General features: G+C 74.7%; 17 protein-coding genes. 14 read left to right on the plus strand and 3 right to left on the minus strand.

Annotation, left to right across the window (positions count from 1 at the left end):
- Positions 1 to 22 precede the first annotated feature (22 nt).
- Positions 23 to 352 carry a DUF6204 family protein gene (locus tag ACR807_RS26810; RefSeq protein ID WP_438924190.1) on the minus strand — a complete coding sequence of 110 codons (330 nt, stop codon included), beginning with the start codon at positions 350 to 352 and terminating at the stop codon, positions 23 to 25.
- A gap of 73 nt (positions 353 to 425) precedes the next feature.
- Entirely contained in the window at positions 426 to 1,541 is a 1,116-nt protein-coding gene (locus ACR807_RS26815) for an NADH:flavin oxidoreductase (protein WP_438924191.1), read from the minus strand.
- A 114-nt stretch (positions 1,542 to 1,655) separates the two neighbouring features.
- On the opposite strand from ACR807_RS26815, the gene ACR807_RS26820 reads away from it, so the two are divergent.
- The 8 genes from ACR807_RS26820 (at position 1,656) to yicI (ending at position 10,461) form a co-directional block, all read left to right on the plus strand.
- Positions 1,656 to 2,267: a TetR/AcrR family transcriptional regulator gene (locus ACR807_RS26820; RefSeq protein WP_438924192.1), complete on the plus strand. Its 612-nt coding sequence runs from the start codon at positions 1,656 to 1,658 to the stop codon at positions 2,265 to 2,267.
- A gap of 120 nt (positions 2,268 to 2,387) precedes the next feature.
- Positions 2,388 to 3,134: an ANTAR domain-containing protein gene (locus tag ACR807_RS26825; protein ID WP_438924193.1), complete on the plus strand. Its 747-nt coding sequence runs from the start codon at positions 2,388 to 2,390 to the stop codon at positions 3,132 to 3,134.
- Between the two features lie 91 nt (positions 3,135 to 3,225).
- Positions 3,226 to 3,642, plus strand: coding sequence for an ATP-binding protein (locus ACR807_RS26830; RefSeq protein ID WP_438924194.1), 417 nt, complete (start codon positions 3,226 to 3,228; stop codon positions 3,640 to 3,642).
- 65 nt (positions 3,643 to 3,707) lie between these two features.
- Positions 3,708 to 4,844, plus strand: a complete 1,137-nt coding sequence (locus ACR807_RS26835; RefSeq protein ID WP_438924195.1) for a serine/threonine-protein kinase — start codon at positions 3,708 to 3,710, stop codon at positions 4,842 to 4,844.
- Between the two features lie 322 nt (positions 4,845 to 5,166).
- Entirely contained in the window at positions 5,167 to 6,444 is a 1,278-nt protein-coding gene (locus ACR807_RS26840; protein ID WP_438924196.1) for an ABC transporter substrate-binding protein, read from the plus strand.
- On the plus strand, positions 6,441 to 7,343 hold the full coding sequence (locus ACR807_RS26845; RefSeq protein WP_438924197.1) for a carbohydrate ABC transporter permease: 903 nt from the start codon (positions 6,441 to 6,443) through the stop codon (positions 7,341 to 7,343). Before ACR807_RS26840 ends, ACR807_RS26845 begins: the two co-directional genes overlap by 4 nt.
- 59 nt (positions 7,344 to 7,402) lie before the next feature.
- Positions 7,403 to 8,227 (plus strand): carbohydrate ABC transporter permease, encoded by an 825-nt coding sequence (locus tag ACR807_RS26850; RefSeq protein ID WP_438924198.1) that lies wholly within the window; start codon positions 7,403 to 7,405, stop codon positions 8,225 to 8,227.
- Positions 8,224 to 10,461 carry an alpha-xylosidase gene (gene yicI, locus ACR807_RS26855; RefSeq protein WP_438924199.1) on the plus strand — a complete coding sequence of 746 codons (2,238 nt, stop codon included), beginning with the start codon at positions 8,224 to 8,226 and terminating at the stop codon, positions 10,459 to 10,461. Before ACR807_RS26850 ends, yicI begins: the two co-directional genes overlap by 4 nt.
- On the opposite strand, the gene ACR807_RS26860 is transcribed toward yicI, so the two are convergent.
- The gene (locus tag ACR807_RS26860) at positions 10,451 to 11,686 is read right to left on the minus strand and encodes an SLC13 family permease (protein ID WP_438924206.1); all 1,236 of its coding nucleotides are present in this window, start codon (positions 11,684 to 11,686) and stop codon (positions 10,451 to 10,453) included. The two genes, yicI and ACR807_RS26860, sit on opposite strands and share 11 nt — an antisense overlap.
- A gap of 183 nt (positions 11,687 to 11,869) precedes the next feature.
- Between ACR807_RS26860 and ACR807_RS26865 the strand changes: the two genes are divergently transcribed.
- The 6 genes from ACR807_RS26865 (at position 11,870) to ACR807_RS26890 (ending at position 17,752) form a co-directional block, all read left to right on the plus strand.
- Positions 11,870 to 13,447: an ABC transporter substrate-binding protein gene (locus ACR807_RS26865; RefSeq protein WP_438924200.1), complete on the plus strand. Its 1,578-nt coding sequence runs from the start codon at positions 11,870 to 11,872 to the stop codon at positions 13,445 to 13,447.
- Positions 13,441 to 14,409, plus strand: coding sequence for an ABC transporter permease (locus ACR807_RS26870; RefSeq protein WP_438924201.1), 969 nt, complete (start codon positions 13,441 to 13,443; stop codon positions 14,407 to 14,409). The genes ACR807_RS26865 and ACR807_RS26870 overlap by 7 nt, the downstream gene beginning before the upstream one ends.
- A complete protein-coding gene (locus ACR807_RS26875; protein ID WP_438924202.1) occupies positions 14,406 to 15,233 on the plus strand; it encodes an ABC transporter permease in 828 nt (275 codons plus the stop codon). The genes ACR807_RS26870 and ACR807_RS26875 overlap by 4 nt, the downstream gene beginning before the upstream one ends.
- Positions 15,230 to 16,045, plus strand: coding sequence for an ATP-binding cassette domain-containing protein (locus tag ACR807_RS26880; protein ID WP_438924203.1), 816 nt, complete (start codon positions 15,230 to 15,232; stop codon positions 16,043 to 16,045). Before ACR807_RS26875 ends, ACR807_RS26880 begins: the two co-directional genes overlap by 4 nt.
- On the plus strand, positions 16,042 to 16,647 hold the full coding sequence (locus ACR807_RS26885; RefSeq protein WP_438924204.1) for an ABC transporter ATP-binding protein: 606 nt from the start codon (positions 16,042 to 16,044) through the stop codon (positions 16,645 to 16,647). Before ACR807_RS26880 ends, ACR807_RS26885 begins: the two co-directional genes overlap by 4 nt.
- A 115-nt stretch (positions 16,648 to 16,762) precedes the next feature.
- Positions 16,763 to 17,752: a LacI family DNA-binding transcriptional regulator gene (locus tag ACR807_RS26890; protein WP_438924205.1), complete on the plus strand. Its 990-nt coding sequence runs from the start codon at positions 16,763 to 16,765 to the stop codon at positions 17,750 to 17,752.
- Positions 17,753 to 17,756 lie beyond the last annotated feature (4 nt).

The raw sequence follows: 17,756 nt of genomic DNA on the forward strand, positions 1-17,756 counted from the left end.
GGGAGGTCCGGTGCCCCGCCCGTCAGCGCCGCCGGCGGACCTTGATCAGGTCCACGTCGGTGGCCGAGGCGCGCAGGTCGCGGAAGTCCACGCCGTACGCCTCGACCGCGCGGGCGGCCAGGGCGAGGCCCCGGTCGCACACCGCGCGGTCGGTCGTCCCCACCTCCGCGCGCAGCTGCACGCGGAAGCTGAAGAAGTCCAGCGACCGGTCGTAGGCCAGCGCGCCCTCGTCGGAGAACCCGTTGGTCAGCACGCCGTGCCGGTCGGCCGCCGCCAGCAGCCTGGCGCGGCCGGCCTCGTCGAGGTCGGTGAACCGGCCGCGCACCATGACCCGGTACGTGTGCTCCGCCATGCGCCGCTCTCCCCCGTCCGTCGGTGTGGGCGGCCATCGTCGGTGACCGGCCGGGTCGGCCGCAATCGAGTTGTCAGGTGAGCCGGGCGAGGTCCGCGCGGCTGAACGGGGTCACGTCCGCCACACGGCCGGTGCGGACCTTCTCGACCCACGCCGGGTCGGAGAGCAGGGCGCGACCGACGGCGATCAGGTCGAACTCCTCCGCGCCGAGCCGCTCCAGCAGCTGGTCGATGCCCGTGGGCGACGGCGTCCTGCCCGCGAAGGTGTCCAGGAACTCGCCGTCCAGGCCGACCGAGCCCACCGAGATGACGGGGCGCCCGGTGATCTTCTTCACCCACCCGGCCAGGTTGAGCGTCGAGCCCTCGAACTCGGGCACCCAGTAGCGGCGGGTCGAGGCGTGGAAGACGTCGACGCCCGCGTCCACCAGCGGCGCCAGGATCGCCTCCAGCTCCTGCGGCGTCGCGGCCAGGCGCGCGTCGTAGTCCGTGGGCTTCCACTGCGACAGGCGCAGGACGACGGGGAAGTCCGGGCCGGTGGCCTTGCGCACGGCGGTGACGACGTCGGCCGCGAGGCGGGTGCGGGCCACGGCGTCGCCGCCGTAGGCGTCGGTGCGCCGGTTCGTGCCCGCCCACAGGAAGCTGTCGATGAGGTAGCCGTGCGCGCCGTGCAGCTCGACGCCGTCGAACCCGAGGCGCTGGGCCGAGGCCGCGGCGTCGGCGAACGCCTCGACGACCGCGTCCAGGTCCTGCTCGGTCGGGACGGGGCCGGCCTCGCCGAGCGGCGTGCCGTCGAGGGCCAGGCCGGAGGGCGTCAGCACGGGGGCGTCCGGCACGGGCGGCGCGCCCGGCTTGCGGGCGGGGCCGACGTGCCACAGCTGCGGCATGATCCGGCCGCCCTCGGCGTGCACGGCCTCGGCGACGCGCGCCCACCCGGCGAGGGCCTCCTCGCCGTGGAAGCGCGGCACGTCGGCGCTCTCGCCGGCGCTGGGGTGGTCGACGTAGGTGCCCTCGGTGATGATCAGGCCCACGCCGCCGGCCGCGCGCCGCGCGTAGTAGCCGGCCACGTCCTCGCCGGGAACGCCACCGGGGGAGTGCTGGCGGGTCATGGGGGCCATCACGACGCGGTTGGGCAGCGTCAGCGCGCCCAGTTCGAAGGGGCGGAACAGCGGCGCGACGTCGGGCGAGGTCATGTGCGGGATCTCCGGTGTGTGGGTGCGAACTAAGCGGAGCACGTGCTCCGCCTGACGCTAACACAACCGGAGCACCCGCTCCGGTAGGACTTGGGACACAGTATGCTGAGCGCCGTGACCGCCGCCGACCAGCACGCCACCACCGCCAGGCGCGGTCGGCGCGCGGACGCCGAGCGCAACCGCACCGCGATCATCGAGGCGGCCACCGAGGTCCTCGCCGAGCAGGGCAGCGCCGTGGACGTCCGGGAGATCGCCCAGCGCAGCGGCGTGGGCATGGGCACGCTGTACCGCCACTTCCCGACCAAGGACGACCTGCTGGGCACGATCCTCGACCGCGAGTTCACCGCGTGGGCGTGCGCCGCCAGGAAGGCCGCCGCCGACACCGACGACCCCCGGGCCGCCCTGGAGGGCTTCTTCGAGCAGGCGTTGGCCAACCAGGGCCGCCACCGGGCCGTCGTCGAGTCCTACAGCGGCACGTGGCGCGGTCCCGCGCCGGACTGCACGCGCCTGCTCAACCCGGTCGTCGACGACCTGCGCGCCCGCGCCCAGGAGGCCGGCGTGCTGCGCCCCGACGTCACCACCGGCGACCTCACGCTCCTGCTGTCCTCGCTGACCCTGGTCGTGCAGATGACGGCGGAGCGCTTCCCCGGCGCGTGGCGGCGCCAGCTCCGCATCTGCCTGGACGGCCTGAGCGGCGCGCACGCGGGGAGCCTGCCCACCCCGTGACCCGACGTCGTCCCCCCGGCGACGGCCCGCCCGCGGCGCGGGGTCGTGCGAGCCGGCTCGCGGTCGGTCAAAATCCTGTCATGCCCTTGTCGAGGAGACATGGCGCGAGGAGGCGGTCAGGTGGGTGAGGGTCCGGCGGATGCCGCGATCTCGGGGGTGCTGCGTCGGCTCGACGACGTGACCACCGCGTTGAACGAGCTGTCGAGGGTCCTCGACGAGGAGGAGGACCTGGCGGTGATCATGGATCGGGTGTGCCGGCAGGTCGTGGCCGCGATACCCGGCGCCGACATGGCGAGCGTCACGGTGCTGCGCGGCGGCGAGCCCGCGACGGTGGCGCTGACCGGCGAGCGGGCCGCCCGGGTGGACCTGGCGCAGTACCGGGCCGGCGAGGGCCCGTGCCTGGAGGCCGCGCGGACGCACGTCGTGCAGCGGGTGGCGGTGGCGGAGGTGCACGAGCGGTGGCCGGAGTTCGCGGCGGCGGCCGACGGGCTGGGGGTGGCGAGCTACCTGTCCGCGCCGCTGGTCCTGGAGGACGAGTACCAGGGTTCGCTGAACCTCTACAGCGAGCGGACGCACGGGTTCCGCGAGCTCGACGCGGCCCTGCTGGAGCTGTACACGACCGCGTCCGAGGCGGCGCTGCGCAACGCCCGCCGCTACCTCCTGGCCAGGCGGCAGACCGAGCAGCTCCAGAGCGCGCTCACCTCGCGCGCCGTGATCGACCAGGCCAAGGGCATCGTGATGGCCGTCCACCGGGTCGACGCCCAGCGGGCGTTCGACCTGCTGGTGGAGCGCTCGCAGCGGGAGAACCTGAAGCTGCGGGACCTCGCCGAGCGGTTCGTGGACGACGCCCGCCACGCGGAGGGCTGAGCACGAGCCGCGTCGACCCCGCCGGGTGGATTGGTCCAGCCACCCGCGGGGTATCGACTACACGTCTTCGGCATGAGGGGGCGTGATCGGTGTGACCGTCGCAGAAGAGGGTGAGGTCGGGGCGAGAACCCTGTCGCTGGACCTCGCCGACGACGTGCCACCGCTGGTGGCGGTGCGGCGCTGGGCCGGTGAGGCGCTCGCGGACCTGGGGGACGACGACGTGACCGACTGCGTCCTCGTGGTGACCGAGCTGGTCACCAACGCCTACGACCACGGTGGCCCGCCGCGCCGGGTCGCGCTGCACCGCACGCACGACCCGTGCCGCATCAGGGTCGAGGTCTACGACGGCGGGCGCGGGCGGGTCCGGGTGGGGCGGTCCAGGCTGGGCAGCCACCGCGGGCGGGGCATGGTGATCGTGGCCCAGATCGCCGCGGAGTGGGGTGTGCGGAAGCACGACGGGGGCGGCAAGTCCGTGTGGGCCGAGATCGTCTGCGGGTCGGCCGGGTAGCGGTACCCGTTTGCGTCACCCGGTCGGGGGGCACCCGGTGGTCCCGCACGTTCCACAGGAGAGGGGTGCCCGTGGCGCACCTGCTGGCCGGCCGCTACCGCGTCGACGGGCTGCTCGGCACCGGGGGCGTGGCCGACGTGCACCGCGCCTGGGACGTGCGCCTGGCGCGCCCGGTCGCCGTCAAGGTGTTCCGACCGGGGGAGGACCTCGCCGCCGGTCGGCGCTTCGACGTCGAGGTGACCACGCTCGCCGGCCTGTCCCACCCCGCGCTGGTCGAGGTGCACGACGCCGGGCACGACGACGGCCGGGCGTTCGTGGTGCTGCGGCTCGTCGAGGGCGGCACGCTGCGCGACCGCGTCGAGGAGGGGCCGCTCGACGCCGACGAGGTGCGGGAGCTCGGCGCGCGGCTGGCCGACGCGCTCGACCACGTGCACGGACACGGCGTCGTGCACCGGGACGTGAAACCGTCGAACGTGCTGCTCGACCGCGACGGCACCGCGTTCCTCGCCGACTTCGGGCTGGCGCGGCTGGTCGACTCGACCCGCCTGACCCGCGCCGACCAGGTCGTCGGCACCGCCGCCTACCTCGCGCCCGAGCAGGTGCGCGGCCACGAGGTCGGCCCGGCGGCCGACGTCTACGCGCTGGGCCTGGTGCTGCTGGAGTGCCTGACCGGGCGCCGCGAGTACGAGGGCGGCGACGTGGAGGCCGCGGTGGCGCGGCTGCACCGCCCGCCGCGCGTCCCGGACGACCTCCCCGGGGACCTGGCCGCGCTGCTGCGCCGGATGACGGCGACCGACCCCGACGCGCGGCCGTCCGCGGCGTGGTGCGCGCGGGTGCTGGTGGACGGCGAACCGGTGCCGGTGGACCGCCCGCGCGGCGCGCTCTTCGCGGCGGCCGGGCTGCTGGCCGTGGTGGGCGCGATCGGGTTCGCCTGGTCGTCCACCGGCACCGTCGACCCCGGCGCCGAGCCGCCGCGCGGCAGCTCCCAGCGGCAGGCAGAGCCGGTCGGTGCCGCGGACCGGGTGGAGACCGTGGAGCGGGTCGAGCAGGTCGTGGACACGGTGACCGTGACCGTGCCGGTGCCGGTCGAGGTGCAGGCCCCCGCCCAGCCGCCCGCGCCCGTGGAGGCGCACGGCGGACCGGGGCGGAAGCACGGCGGCGGACCGGAGGAGCACGGCAAGAAGGGCAAGGACAAGCCCTGACCCCCACGCCCGATCCTCCCGTGCCCGATCCTCCCGTGCCCGGGGTCCCCTCGCGCCCGGTCCCTCCTCGGCGGTCCACCCGCTCCGGCGGTAGCGCGTCACCGATCGGCTCGGCTCCCGCCCGTGCTTCGGAAAGCGCTTTCCCGTAGGCGGCCCCAGCATCGAACGACTGTCGAACGCAAGGGCTGAAGCGGTGCACTCCCGTTCCGGCGCAACGGTGTCGGCGCGCGATCACCGTTGTGCCCGGACCGATCCGCGCCCTATGGTCGATCACGGGACGCCCCGACGACGCCCCGTGCCTGTCCTCTGTGGAGGGACGCCGATGACCCGACGAATCCTGGTGGCCGCGGTCGCCGCGCTGATGGCCGTGGCCGGGTGCGGCGGCGCGGAGGAGGCAGAGGACGGCAAGAGCCTCGTCCTCTGGCACTACGAGGGGCCCGACAGCGCCATGGGCGTGGCCTGGGCCAAGGCGATCGAGCTGTTCGAGGCGTCGCACCCCGGCGTCGAGGTGCGGTTCGAGGAGAAGGGCTTCGAGCAGGTCCAGAAGACCGCGCCGATGGTCATGGGCTCGAAGGACGCGCCCGACGTGCTGGAGTACAACAAGGGCAACGCGACCGCCGGTCTGCTGTCGAAGCAGGGCCTGCTGACCGACCTGAGCGCCGAGGTCACCGCCCGGGGCTGGGACCGCCGGGTCGGCCCCGGCGTCGACACCACCGCCCGCTACGACGAGCGCGGCGTGATGGGCTCGGGCAAGTGGTTCGGCGTGCCGAACTACGCCGAGTACGTGCTGGTCTACTACAACCGGGACCTGTTCGAGCAGCACGGCGTCCCGGTGCCCACCACGCTGGACGAGCTGACCGCCGCGATGGCGCGGTTCGTCGCCGCGGGCATCACGCCACTGGCCCTGGGCGGCGCGGAGTACCCGGCGCACCAGGTCTTCTACCAGCTGGCGCTGACCCAGGCCGACCGCGACTGGGTCGACCGGTACCAGCGCTACACCGGCGACGTGAACTTCCACGACAAGGCGTGGGTGCACGGCGCGGAGACGTTCGCGAAGTGGCTGCGCGAGGGGTACGTCGACAAGGACTCCGCCGGGCTGAAGGCCGAGGACATGGGCCTGGCGTTCATGCAGGGCAAGCACCCGATCATGATCAGCGGGAGTTGGTGGTACGGCCGCGTGCGCTCCCAGGTGAAGGACTTCCGGTGGGGGACCACCGCGTGGCCGGGGATGACCTCGGGCTCCAGCGGCAACCTGTGGGTCGTGCCGAAGGGCGCGCGGAACAAGAAGCTCGCCTACGACTTCATCGACATCACCCTGTCGACCGAGGTGCAGGACGCGCTGCGCGAGGCGGGCGGCGTGGCCCTCGCCCCCGGCGACGCGCCCGCGACCGACCCGGGAACGCAGGCGCTGGCCGACGGCTTCCGCGAGCTGAGCACCGGCGACCGGCTGGCGTACTACCCGGACTGGCCCGCGCCCGGCTTCTACGACGTGCAGGTCTCGTCCGTGCAGAAGCTGATCACCGGGCAGCTCGGACCGCACGAGGTGCTGACCGAGTTGGCCGATTACTACAAGGAGAACCTGGCGAGCGTCGGGAAATGAGCCCGCTCCCCGGGGCTGTCCGAGACCGAGGGTCCTACCTGCTGTTCCTCCTGCCCGGAGCGCTGCTGCTGGTGGCGGTGGTGCTGGTGCCGTTCGGCATGAACGTCGGCATCAGTTTCACCGAGTGGTCCGGCGTCGGCGCGCCGGAGTGGGTGGGCGTCGACAACTACCGGCGGCTCGTGTCGGACGGCGCGTTCTGGGCGTCGTTCCGGCACAACGTCGGGCTGGTCGTCGCGATGGCGATCGTGCCCACGGCGATCGGCCTGGTCCTCGCCTCGGTCCTGTTCGACCACATCGCGACGCGGTTCGGCGACCGGGCGGCGACCGTGCTGCGGGCGTGCCTCTACCTGCCGCAGGTGCTGCCCTTCGCGGTCGCCGGGATCGTGTGGGGCTGGGTGCTGGCCCCGGCGGACGGCGCGCTCAACGAGGTGCTGCGCGCGCTCGGCCTCGGCGGGCTGGCGGGCAACTGGCTCGGCGACCCCGACCTGGCGCTGTGGACGGTGATGGGCGTGCTGGTGTGGGTCCAGCTCGGCTACCCGCTGGTCGTGTTCATGGCCGGGATGCGGCGGATCGACCCGTCGCTGCACGAGGCCGCCGAGCTGGACGGCGCGTCCTGGTGGGACCGGTTCCGGCACGTCACCGTGCCGCAGCTGCGCCCTGAGGTGTTCGTGGTCCTGCTGACCTGCACGATCGCCGCGCTCAAGGTGTTCGCCCCGATCTACGTGCTCACCCGGGGCGGTCCGGGCGGCGCGACGAACGTCCCGGCGTACTACTCGTTCCAGAACTTCTTCGAGAAGACCCGCGTGGGCTACGGCGCGGCGATCGCGACCGTGCTGACCGCGCTGGTGCTGGTGCTCACGGCCGTGTTCCTGCGCGTGCAGGACCGGGGTGAGCGCTGATGGGGCGGGCTCCGGTGGCCCGGGTTCCGGTGGCACGGGCTCCGGTGGCCCGGGGAGGGGTGGCGCGGGCGGTGGGGCGGCACGTCGTGCTGTGGTCCGTCGTGCTGCTGGCCGCCGCGGTGCTCGCGCCGTTCGCCCTGGTCGTGCTGAACGCGGTCAAGACGCCCGAGGACTACTCCACCGGCGGTCCCCTCAGCCTGCCCGGGACCGTGACGCTCGACGGGATCATCGCCTTCTGGGACCGCGTCGACTTCGGCGAGAAGCTGCTCAACAGCGTCGTGATCAGCGGGTCCGTCGCCGTGCTGGCGGTCGTGGTGTCCGTCCTCAACGCCTACGCGCTGGGCATCGGGCGGGTGCGCGGCAGGCTGTCGGTCCTGGTGCTGTTCCTGCTCGCGAACACCCTGCCGCAGGAGGCCCTGGTCTACCCGCTGTACTTCCTGACCAACCAGGTCGGCCTGTACGACACCAAGACGGCCGTGGTCGTCGTCTTCACCGTCATCCAGGCCGCGTTCGGCACCTACCTGCTCACCTCGACGCTGGGCGGGTTCCCGCGCGAGCTGCTGGAGGCCGCCCGGATCGACGGCGCGGGCAAGTGGCAGGTGCTGGTGCGGGTCGTGGTGCCGGTCAGCAGGCCGACCCTGGGCGTGCTGTTCGTGTTCTTCTTCATCTGGACGTGGAACGAGTTCTTCCTGCCGCTGGTGCTGCTGATCTCCAACGAGAACCAGACCGTGCCGGTGGCGCTGGGCGTCCTGCAGGGGCAGCGGATGATGGACGCGACCGCCACCAGCGCGTCGGCGCTGCTCGGCCTGGTCCCGGCCGTCGTGTTCTTCCTGGTCTTCCAGCGGGCGCTGACCCGCGGCACCACGGCGGGAGCGGTCAAATGAGGTTCAGCGACGGGTACTGGCTGCTGCGGGCGGGCGTCGAGGCGGCGCACCCGGCGCAGGTGCGCGAGGTCGAGACCGGTGACGGCGAGGTCGTCGTGCACGCGCCGACCAGGCCGATCAGGCACCGGGGCGACACCCTCACCGGGCCGGTGGTGACCCTGCGCGTGACCTCGCCGATGCCCGACGTGATCGGCGTGCGGATCGAGCACTTCACCGGCGGCGAGGACCCCGGGCCGCACTTCGCCCTGGCGGCGGACCCGGCGCACGAGCCCAAGGTGGTGGACGACGACACCGGCCTGACCGTGGTGTCCGGCGGGCTGTCGCTGCGCGTGCGCCGGGACGACGGGTGGCGCGTCGAGTTCAGCGCGGGCGGGCGGCTGCTGACCGGCAGCGGGGCCAAGGGCATCGGCCTGATGACCGTGGACGGCGTGCACCACGTCCGCGAGCAGCTCGACCTGGGCGTCGGCGACGTCGTGTACGGGCTGGGGGAGCGGTTCGGGCCGCTCGTGCGCAACGGCCAGACCGTCGACGTGTGGAACGCCGACGGCGGCACCAGCAGCGAGCAGGCGTACAAGAACGTGCCGTTCTACCTGACCAACGCCGGGTACGGCGTGTTCGTGAACCACCCCGGGCACGTGTCGTTCGAGGTCGGCTCGGAGGCGGTGGGCAAGGTCCAGTTCAGCGTCGAGGGGCAGGCGCTGGAGTACTTCGTCGTCCACGGACCCACGCCGCGCGAGGTCCTGCGCCGGTACACCGCGCTGACCGGCCGTCCCGCGCTGCCGCCCGCGTGGTCGTTCGGGCTGTGGCTGTCGACGTCGTTCACCACCTCCTACGACGAGGGGACGGTGACCGGGTTCCTCGACGGGATGGCCGAGCGCGACCTGCCGCTCAGCGTCTTCCACTTCGACTGCTTCTGGATGCGCGAGCACCGCTGGTGCGACTTCGAGTGGGACCCGCGCGTGTTCCCCGACCCGGTCGGGATGCTCGACCGGCTGCACGCCCGCGGCCTGCGCGTCTCGCTGTGGATCAACCCGTACGTCGCGCAGCGCTCGCCGCTGTTCGCCGAGGGGAAGGAGCACGGCCACCTGCTGCGCCGGCCCGACGGCGACGTGTGGCAGTGGGACCTCTGGCAGCCCGGCATGGCGCTGGTGGACTTCACGAGCCCGGCGGCCCGCGACTGGTACGCGGCGAAGCTGGACGCCCTGCTGGCCCAGGGCGTCGACTGCTTCAAGACCGACTTCGGCGAACGCGTGCCCACCGACGTCGTCCACCACGACGGCTCGGACCCCGGGCGGATGCACAACCACTACACGTACCTCTACAACCGCACGGTGTTCGACGTGCTGCGCGCGCGGCGCGGCGACGGCGACGCCGTGGTGTTCGCCCGGTCGGCCACGGCGGGGTCGCAGCAGTTCCCCGTGCACTGGGGCGGCGACTGCGAGTCCACCTACGAGTCGATGGCGGAGAGCCTGCGCGGTGGCCTGTCGCTGGGCGTGTCGGGCTTCGGGTTCTGGAGCCACGACATCGGCGGCTTCGAGGGCCTGCCGTCGCCGGCGCTGTTCAAGCGGTGGATCGCCTTCGGCCTGCTGTCCTCGCACAGCAGGCTGCACGGCAGCTCGTCCTACCGGGTGCCGTGGCTGTTCGACGAGGAGTCGGTGGAGGTGCTGCGGCTGTTCACGAAGCTGAAGCTGCGCCTGATGCCGTACCTGGACCGGGCGGCGCGGCAGGCGTGCGACGAGGGCGTGCCGGTGATGCGCGCGATGGTCCTGGAGTTCCCCGACGACCCGGCGTGCACGCACCTGGAGCGCCAGTACCTGCTCGGCGACTCCCTGCTGGTCGCGCCGGTGTTCTCCGACGAGGGCGATGTCACCTACTACGTGCCGGGGGGCGCGTGGACGCACCTGCTCACCGGGGAGGTCGTGCACGGCCCCCGCTGGGTCCGCGACCGCTGCGACTTCCGCACCGTCCCGCTGCTGGTGCGGCCGGACACCGTGCTGCCGGTGGGCGCGGTCGACGACCGGCCGGACTACGACTACGCGGAGGGCGTCACCCTGCACCTGTACGAGCTGTCCGAGGGCTCGCGCGAGGTGGTGGTGGGCGGCACGACCTTCCGGGTGGACCGCCACGCCTCGTCGGTGGTGGTCCACGCCGACCCGGCCCCGTCCCGGTGGGCCGTGTCGGTGGACGGCGTGCGGGTCGAGGCGGAGGGCGCCGAGCTGCGCGTCACCCGGTGAGCGCGAGCACCGCCCACAGCCCCGTCACCGACAGCACCAGCGAGGCGGGCACGGTGAGCAGGCCCAGCCTGGTGAACTCGCCCAGGTCGGTGGGGGTGTCGTGGTGGTGCAGGACGCGCCGCCACAGCAGGGTGGCCAGCGAGCCCACGTAGGTCAGGTTCGGCCCCAGGTTGACGCCGATCAGCACGGCCAGCACGGTCGGGGTGCCGCCGGCCGCCGCGAGGGGGAGCAGCACCAGGACCGCGGGCAGGTTGTTGATCAGGTTCGCCAGCACGGCGGCGACGGCGGCCGCGCCGAGCAGGGCCGCGAGCGACGGGCCGGTGGGCACGGCGTGCGCCAGCGCCCCGGCCAGGCCGTTGTCGACCACGGCCCGCACGACGACGCCCAGGGCGAGCACGAACGCCAGGAACGGCAGGCCCGCCGCGCCGACCAGGGCGGCCGGGGTGGTGTGCCGGCGGCGCAGGGCGCGCACGGCGAGGACCACCGCGCCCCCGAACGCCACCCACGCCGGGTCGACGCCCAGCAGCGACGCCACCAGGAAGCCGACCAGGGTCAGCCCCAGCACCACCAGCACGAACACCGGCACCTCGCGCGCGGGCGGGGGAGCCGTGCCGGGTTCGGGCGGCGCGGTCAGGTCGGCGGCGAAGAACCGGCGCAGCGCCGCGTACTCGACCGCGACCGCGAGCGCCCACGGCACGGCCATCAGGGCGGTGAAGCGCAGGAACGACACGCCGGTGGCGGTGAACGCGAGCAGGTTCGTCAGGTTCGACACCGGCAGCAGCAGCGACGCCGAGTTCGACAGGTGCGCGCACGCGTACACGTGCGGGCGGGAGCGGACGCCCAGGCGCGCCGCCGTGGCCAGGACGACCGGCGTGAGCAGCACGACCGTCGCGTCCAGGCTGAGCACCGCCGTGATGCCCGCCGCCACGAGGAAGACCATCCGCAGCAGGGGCACCGGCCCGCCGCGCCCGGCCCGCGCGAGCAGCACGCCGGCCGCGTGGAACAGCCCCTCGTCGTCGCACAGCCGCGCCAGCACCAGCACCGCCGCCAGGAAGCCGACCACCGGGGCGAGCCGCGCCACCTCGTCGAGCGCCTCGGCCGGCCCGATCGCGCCGACCGCGAGCACCACGCCCGCCGCGGGCACCGCCGCCACCGCCTCGGGCAGCCCGCGCGGTCGCAGCACGGCGAACGCGAGGACCGCGAGCAGCGCGACGACGGACACCACTTCGACCACGGCACGCCTCCCGGATCGTCCTCGCCGGGAGGAGCGCCAACCCGTCCAGTGTCGCACCCGCACCAGGTCACGCGCCCGCCGGCGGATCTTGTGAGGTGACGCACATCCGTCCCTGCTGCCAATGATTGCTTGTTACGAATTACCGGCAACAGTGACGGTGGGAGGGGTGGTGGCGTGCGCGGGTTCCGGCAGGGGGCCGCGGTCGCGGTCGTGGCCGCGCTGGCCGCGTCGGCGTGCTCGACGGCCGACCGGGGAGCGGGCGGCACGCCGACCGAGCTGCGGCTGGCGATCGGCGGCGAGTCGGCCGAGGGCTACGACCCGACCCTGGGGTGGGGCCGCTACGGCTCGCCGCTGTTCCAGTCCACGCTGCTGGCGCGCGACGCCGACCTGAACGTGGTCAACGACCTGGCCACCCGGTACGAGGTCGGCCCGGACGGTCTGGTGTGGACGGTCGACCTGCGGACCGACGCGGTGTTCAGCGACGGGCGCCCGGTCACCGCGCGGGACGTGGCCTACACCTTCACCACCGCCGCCCGTAGCGGCGGCCTCACCGACGTGACTGCGCTGGACGAGGCGGTCGCGGTCGACGAGGACACCGTGGAGCTGCGGTTGACCGAGCCGCAGAGCACGTTCGTCAACCGCCTGGTGTCGCTGGGGATCGTGCCGGAGCACGCCCACGGGCCGGACTACGCGCGCCGGCCGGTCGGCTCGGGGCCGTTCGTGTTCGAGCAGTGGGACGAGGGCCAGCAGCTCATCGTGCGGCGCAACGACGCCTACTACGGCGCGAAGCCCGCGTTCGAGCGCGTGGTCTTCGTCTTCACCGGCGAGGACGCGAGCCTGGCCGCGGCACGGGCGGGCCAGGTCGACGTGGCCGCGCTGCCCTCGTCGCTGGCCGGCGGCGACCTGCCCGGCATGCGGCTCGTCCGGGTCGAGTCCGTGGACAACCGCGGCATCGCGTTCCCCTTCGAACCCACCGGCCGCACCACCGCCGAGGGACGGCCGGTCGGCAACGACGTGACCTCGGACGTCGCCGTGCGCCGCGCGGTCAACCTGGCGCTGGACCGGCGGGCCCTGGTGGACGGCGTGCTCAACGGCTTCGGCCGCCCCGCCACCGGCCCCGTCGACGGGCTGCCCTGGTACGAGCCGTCGACCGCGGTGCGCGACGACGACCCCGAGGCGGCGAGGAGGGCGCTGGACGCCGCCGGGTGGGTCGACGCCGACGGCGACGGGGTCCGCGAGCGCGACGGGGTCGAGGCCGGGTTCCCGCTGCTCTACCCGGCGGGCGACTCGCTGCGGCAGGGCCTGGCGCTCGCCGTCGCCGACATGCTGGAGCCGATCGGCATCGCGGTGACGCCGAAGGGCGAGGGCTGGGACGTCATCCGCACCCGGATGCACGCCGACCCGGTGCTGTTCGGCTGGGGCAGCCACGACCCGACCGAGGTGGTCAACCTGTACTCGTCGGCGCGGGCCGGCGTGGAGCTGTGGAACCCCGGCTTCTACCGCAACGCCACCGTGGACGCCGAGCTGGCCGCCGGCCTGGCCGCCACCGACCCCGAGCGGGCGACCGCGCACTGGAAGGCGGCGCAACGGGCGTTCGGCCCGGCGGGCGACGCGGCCTGGGCGTGGCTGGTCAACCTCGACCACACCTACTACGTCGACGCGTGCCTCGACCTGGGCCGGACCCAGGTGGAGCCGCACGGGCACGGCTGGCCGGTCACGCAGGGCATCACCGGCTGGCGCTGGACGTGCTGACCGCCGTCGCGAGCCGCCTCGGCCGCCTCGCCCTGCTGCTCACCGCGGTCGCCGTCGGGTCGTTCGCCCTGGTGGTGAACTCGCCCGTCGACCCGGTCGCGGCCTACGTGGGCGCGGACGTGGCGTCGCTGGGCCCGGAGCAGCGGGCGCTGATCGCCGAGCGGTGGGGCCTGGACGCCCCGGCGCACGAGCGGTTCCTCAGCTGGGCGGGCAACCTGCTCGGCGGGGACTTCGGCTTCTCGCTCACGTTCAACCGGCCGGTGCTGGAGGTGATCGGGGACAGGTTCCCGACCAGCCTGGCGTTGATGGCGGTGGCCTGGCTGCTGTCCGGGCTGCTCGGGTTCGCGCTGGGCCTCGTCGCCGGCGTGCGCCGGGGGCGGCTCGCCGACCGGGCGATCACCTGGTTCTCGTACGCGCTGGCGTCCGCGCCGGTGTTCTGGGTGGGGCTGCTGCTGCTCTACGCGTTCGCGGTCTCGCTGAACTGGGCGCCGGTGTGCTGCGCGGTGCCGATCGGCGTGCCGGCGGACGAGGTCGGCTTGGCCGACCGGCTGGCGCACCTGGCGCTGCCCGCGCTCACGTTGAGCGTGGTGGGGATCGCGCCGGTGGTGCTGCACACCAGGCAGGCGGTGGTGGAGGCGCTGGCCTCGGACCACGTGGCGTTCGCGCGGGCGCAGGGCGAACGGGGGTGGGGCCTCGTGCTGCACCGGGTCGTGCGCAACGCCGCCGCCCCGGCGCTGCTGCTCCAGTTCGGGTCCGTCGGGGAGCTGTTCGGGGGGTCGGTGCTCGCCGAGCAGGTGTTCTCCTACCCGGGGCTGGGCGCGGCGACCACGACGGCGGCGCTCGGCCAGGACGTGCCGCTGCTGCTGGGCATCGCGCTGTTCACCGCGGTCCTGGTGTTCGCGGGCAACCTCGTCGGCGACCGCGCGCACGCCCTGCTCGACCCGAGGGCGGTGGCCCGGTGACCGCCGCGCTCGACCGGCGCACCCGCACGCTGGTGCAGCTCGGGCTGTCCACGGTCCTCGTGCTCGCCGTCGTCGTGGCGGGCGCGCTCGCCCAGGACGCGGCGCAGACCACGTCGTTGGGCGAGCGCAACGGCGCGCCGTCGGCCGGGCACTGGTTCGGCACCGACTGGCTGGGCCGCGACGTGCTCGCCCGCGTGCTGTCCGGCCTGCGGCTCAGCCTGGTCGTCGGCACGACCGCCGCCGCGATCTCCGCCGCCATCGCCCTGGTCCTGGCCTGCGCCGCCACCGTCGGCGGGCCGAAGGTCGACGCCGCCGTCGGCTGGCTGGTGGACCTGTTCCTGGCGCTGCCGCACCTCGTGCTGCTGCTCCTGCTGGCCTTCGCCCTGGGCGGCGGCACGGACGCGGTGATCACCGCGGTGGCCGTGACGCACTGGCCCACCCTGACCCGCGTGCTGCGCGGCCAGGCGCGCCGGGTCGTCACCTCCGACTACGTCGCCGTCGCCGCGAACCTGGGCCGGGGCCGCTGGTGGGTCGCCCGCCGGCACGTCGCCGGGCACCTGGCCGGGCACTTCCTGGTCGGGACGGTCCTGCTGTTCCCGCACGCGATCCTGCACGAGGCGGCGCTGTCGTTCCTGGGCCTCGGCGTCGACCCGGCCGAACCGTCCACCGGCATCCTGCTGGCCGAGTCCATGCGCTTCCTGTCGGCGGGCGCGTGGTGGCTCGCGGTCCTGCCCGGCCTGTGCCTGCTGCTCGTGGTCAAGGCCGTGGACGGCATCGGCGAGAACCTGCGCTCGCTGGTCGACCCGAGGAGCCACCACCTGTGAGCCCGCTGCTCGGCGTCACCGGCCTCACGGTGTCGTTCACCCAGTACGACCGGGGCCTGCGCCGCCGCACCGTCACCGCGCTGTCCGGCATGGACCTCACCGCCGACCGGGGCGAGCTGGTCGCCCTGGTCGGCGCGAGCGGCGCGGGCAAGAGCCTGCTCGCGCACGCCGTGCTGGGGATGCTCCCGCCCAACGCCTCGGAGAGCGGCGTCGTCGCGTTCGACGGCGTCGTCCTCGCCCCGGCGGCGCGCCGTGCCCGCGCGGGCCGGGACATCACCCTGCTGCCCCAGTCCGTGACCTTCCTCGACCCCGTGACCCCGGTGGGCCGCCAGGTCCGCCGCTCCGCGCGGCTGGCCGGGCTGCCCGCGCCGCGCGAGGCCGCCTCCACCGCCCTGGCCGGGCGGGGCCTCGGCCCCGAGGTCGCCGGGCGGCACCCGCACCAGCTGTCCGGCGGCATGGTCCGGCGCGTGCTCACCGCGATGGCGATGATGGCCGACCCCGCCCTCGTGCTCGCCGACGAACCCACCCCCGGCCTGCCGCCGGAGTCGGTGCGCGCCGTGCTCGCCGAACTGCGCCGCATCGCCGACCAGGACCGCGCCGTCGTGCTCATCACGCACGACCTCGCCGCCGCGCTGGAGGTGGCCGACCGGGTCGTCGTCTGCCGCGACGGCCGCACCGTCGACGAGGCCCGCCCCGCCGACTTCCGCGCCGGCGACCTCGCCCACCCCTACACCCGGGCCCTCTGGCGGGCCCTGCCCGCCAACGGCTTCCACCTGCCCACCGGGGAACCCGACCTGTCGGAGGACGCGTGACGCTCCAGGCGCGGGACGTGTGGTTCCGCTACCGCCGCACGACGCCGTGGGTCGTCCGCGACGCCTCGCTCACCGTGGCGCCGGGCGAGGTCGTGGGCCTGCACGGGCCCAGCGGCGCGGGCAAGAGCACCCTCGGCCGGCTCCTCGCGGGCCACCTCGCGCCCGCCCGCGGCGCGGTCTCCGCCGACGGCCGGCCGGCCGCCCCGGACCGGCGGCGCGGCGTGCCCAACCCGGTCCAGCTCGTGCTCCAGCACGCCCACCTCGCCCTGGACCCGCGGTGGAAGGTCCGGGCCGCGCTGGCCGAGGCGGGGCCCGCCGACACCTCCGACCTGGTGCCGCCGTCGCTGCTCGACCGCTTCCCGCACGAGATCAGCGGCGGCGAGGCGCAACGCGTCGCCCTCGCCCGCGCGCTGCTCGCCGGTCCCCGCTACCTGGTCGCCGACGAGATCAGCGCCAGCCTCGACCCCATCGGCCAGGCCGAGGTCTGGCACCTCCTCCTCGCCACCGCCCGCGCCCGGGGCATCGGCGTGCTCGCCGTCTCGCACGACCGCCCGCTGCTCGACGCCGTCGCCGACCGGGTCGTGGGGTTCGCCGACCTCTGAGCACCGGTACCGGGAAGGACCGGGACGGCGGACGGCGGATCTTGTCGGCCGTCGCGGCGGTGGCACATACTGTGCCCGCGAAAGAGTTTCGGACCGTCGGACGAGGGAGTTCGGAGTGGTCACGCTCGGCGATGTCGCGCGCCACGCCGGCGTGGCCCGGAGCACCGTGTCCTACGTGCTGACCGGCAACCGGGCGGTGTCGCCGCAGACCAGGTCCAGGATCGAGCGCAGCATCCGGGCGCTGGGCTACGCGCGGTCGGCGGCGGCGCCCGTCGAGCGGGTGGACCGGCTGGCGCTGGTGCTGTCCGAGAGCTTCGCCCCGCGCTCCTCGACCCGGCTCGTGGACGCCGTGGTGGACGCCGCCGACCGGCACGGGCTGGACGTCCTGCTGGTCACCGCCGACCGCGGCGAGGCGGGGCTGCGCCGCGCGGCGCGCAAGGGCCAGGTCGACGGGCTGGTCGTGGTGGACGTCGAGGCGCACGACCCGCGCCTGCCGCCGCTGCGCGCCTGCCGCCTGCCGGTGGTCGCGATCGGCGCGCCGGCCAGCACCGAGGGCGTGCTGCGGGTGGACCTCGACTTCACCGCCGCCATGTCCGACTGCCTCGACCACCTGGTCGGCCTCGGTCACCGCAGCGTCGGGTTCCTCGGCGAACCCAGCGCCGCCTACCGCCGCGACACCGGGTTCGCGGGCCGCACGATGACCGCGTTCACCGCCGCCGCGCTGCGCCGGGACGTCGAGCACACCGCGCGACCGGTCGACGAGCCGCTGCCCCGCGCGCTGGCCGCGCTGCTCCGCGACCTGCCCGGCGCGACCGCCGTGGTGGTGCACAACGAAGCCGTGCTCGGCGACGTGCCGGCCGCCCTGCGCGACCTGGGTCGGCGCGTGCCGCACGACGTGGCCGTGGTGGCGGTGTGCGCGGACGAGGTGGCCGAGCGGCTGAGCCCGCCGATGACGTCGGTGCACCTGCCGGTCGGCGAGGCGGGGGACCGGGCGGTGCGCCTGCTGGTCGCCGCCCTGGCCGGGGCGCCCGCGCCGGGGCCGACCCTCGTCCCGCCGCGGTTGTCCCGGCGGCGCAGCAGCGACACGCGGGCGCGGGCGAGCTGACGCC

The organism is Saccharothrix sabaoui (assembly GCF_051756985.1).
Classification (GTDB): Bacteria; Actinomycetota; Actinomycetes; order Mycobacteriales; family Pseudonocardiaceae; genus Actinosynnema.

Bases quoted from the DNA above. Each gene is read 5' to 3' on its own strand.
- ACR807_RS26810 (WP_438924190.1), bottom strand. From the start codon at position 352: ATGGCGGAGCACACGTACCGGGTCATGGTGCGCGGCCGGTTCACCGAC.
- ACR807_RS26815 (WP_438924191.1), bottom strand. From the start codon at position 1,541: ATGACCTCGCCCGACGTCGCGCCGCTGTTCCGCCCCTTCGAACTGGGC.
- ACR807_RS26840 (WP_438924196.1), top strand. From the start codon at position 5,167: ATGACCCGACGAATCCTGGTGGCCGCGGTCGCCGCGCTGATGGCCGTG.
- ACR807_RS26845 (WP_438924197.1), top strand. From the start codon at position 6,441: ATGAGCCCGCTCCCCGGGGCTGTCCGAGACCGAGGGTCCTACCTGCTG.
- yicI (WP_438924199.1), top strand. From the start codon at position 8,224: ATGAGGTTCAGCGACGGGTACTGGCTGCTGCGGGCGGGCGTCGAGGCG.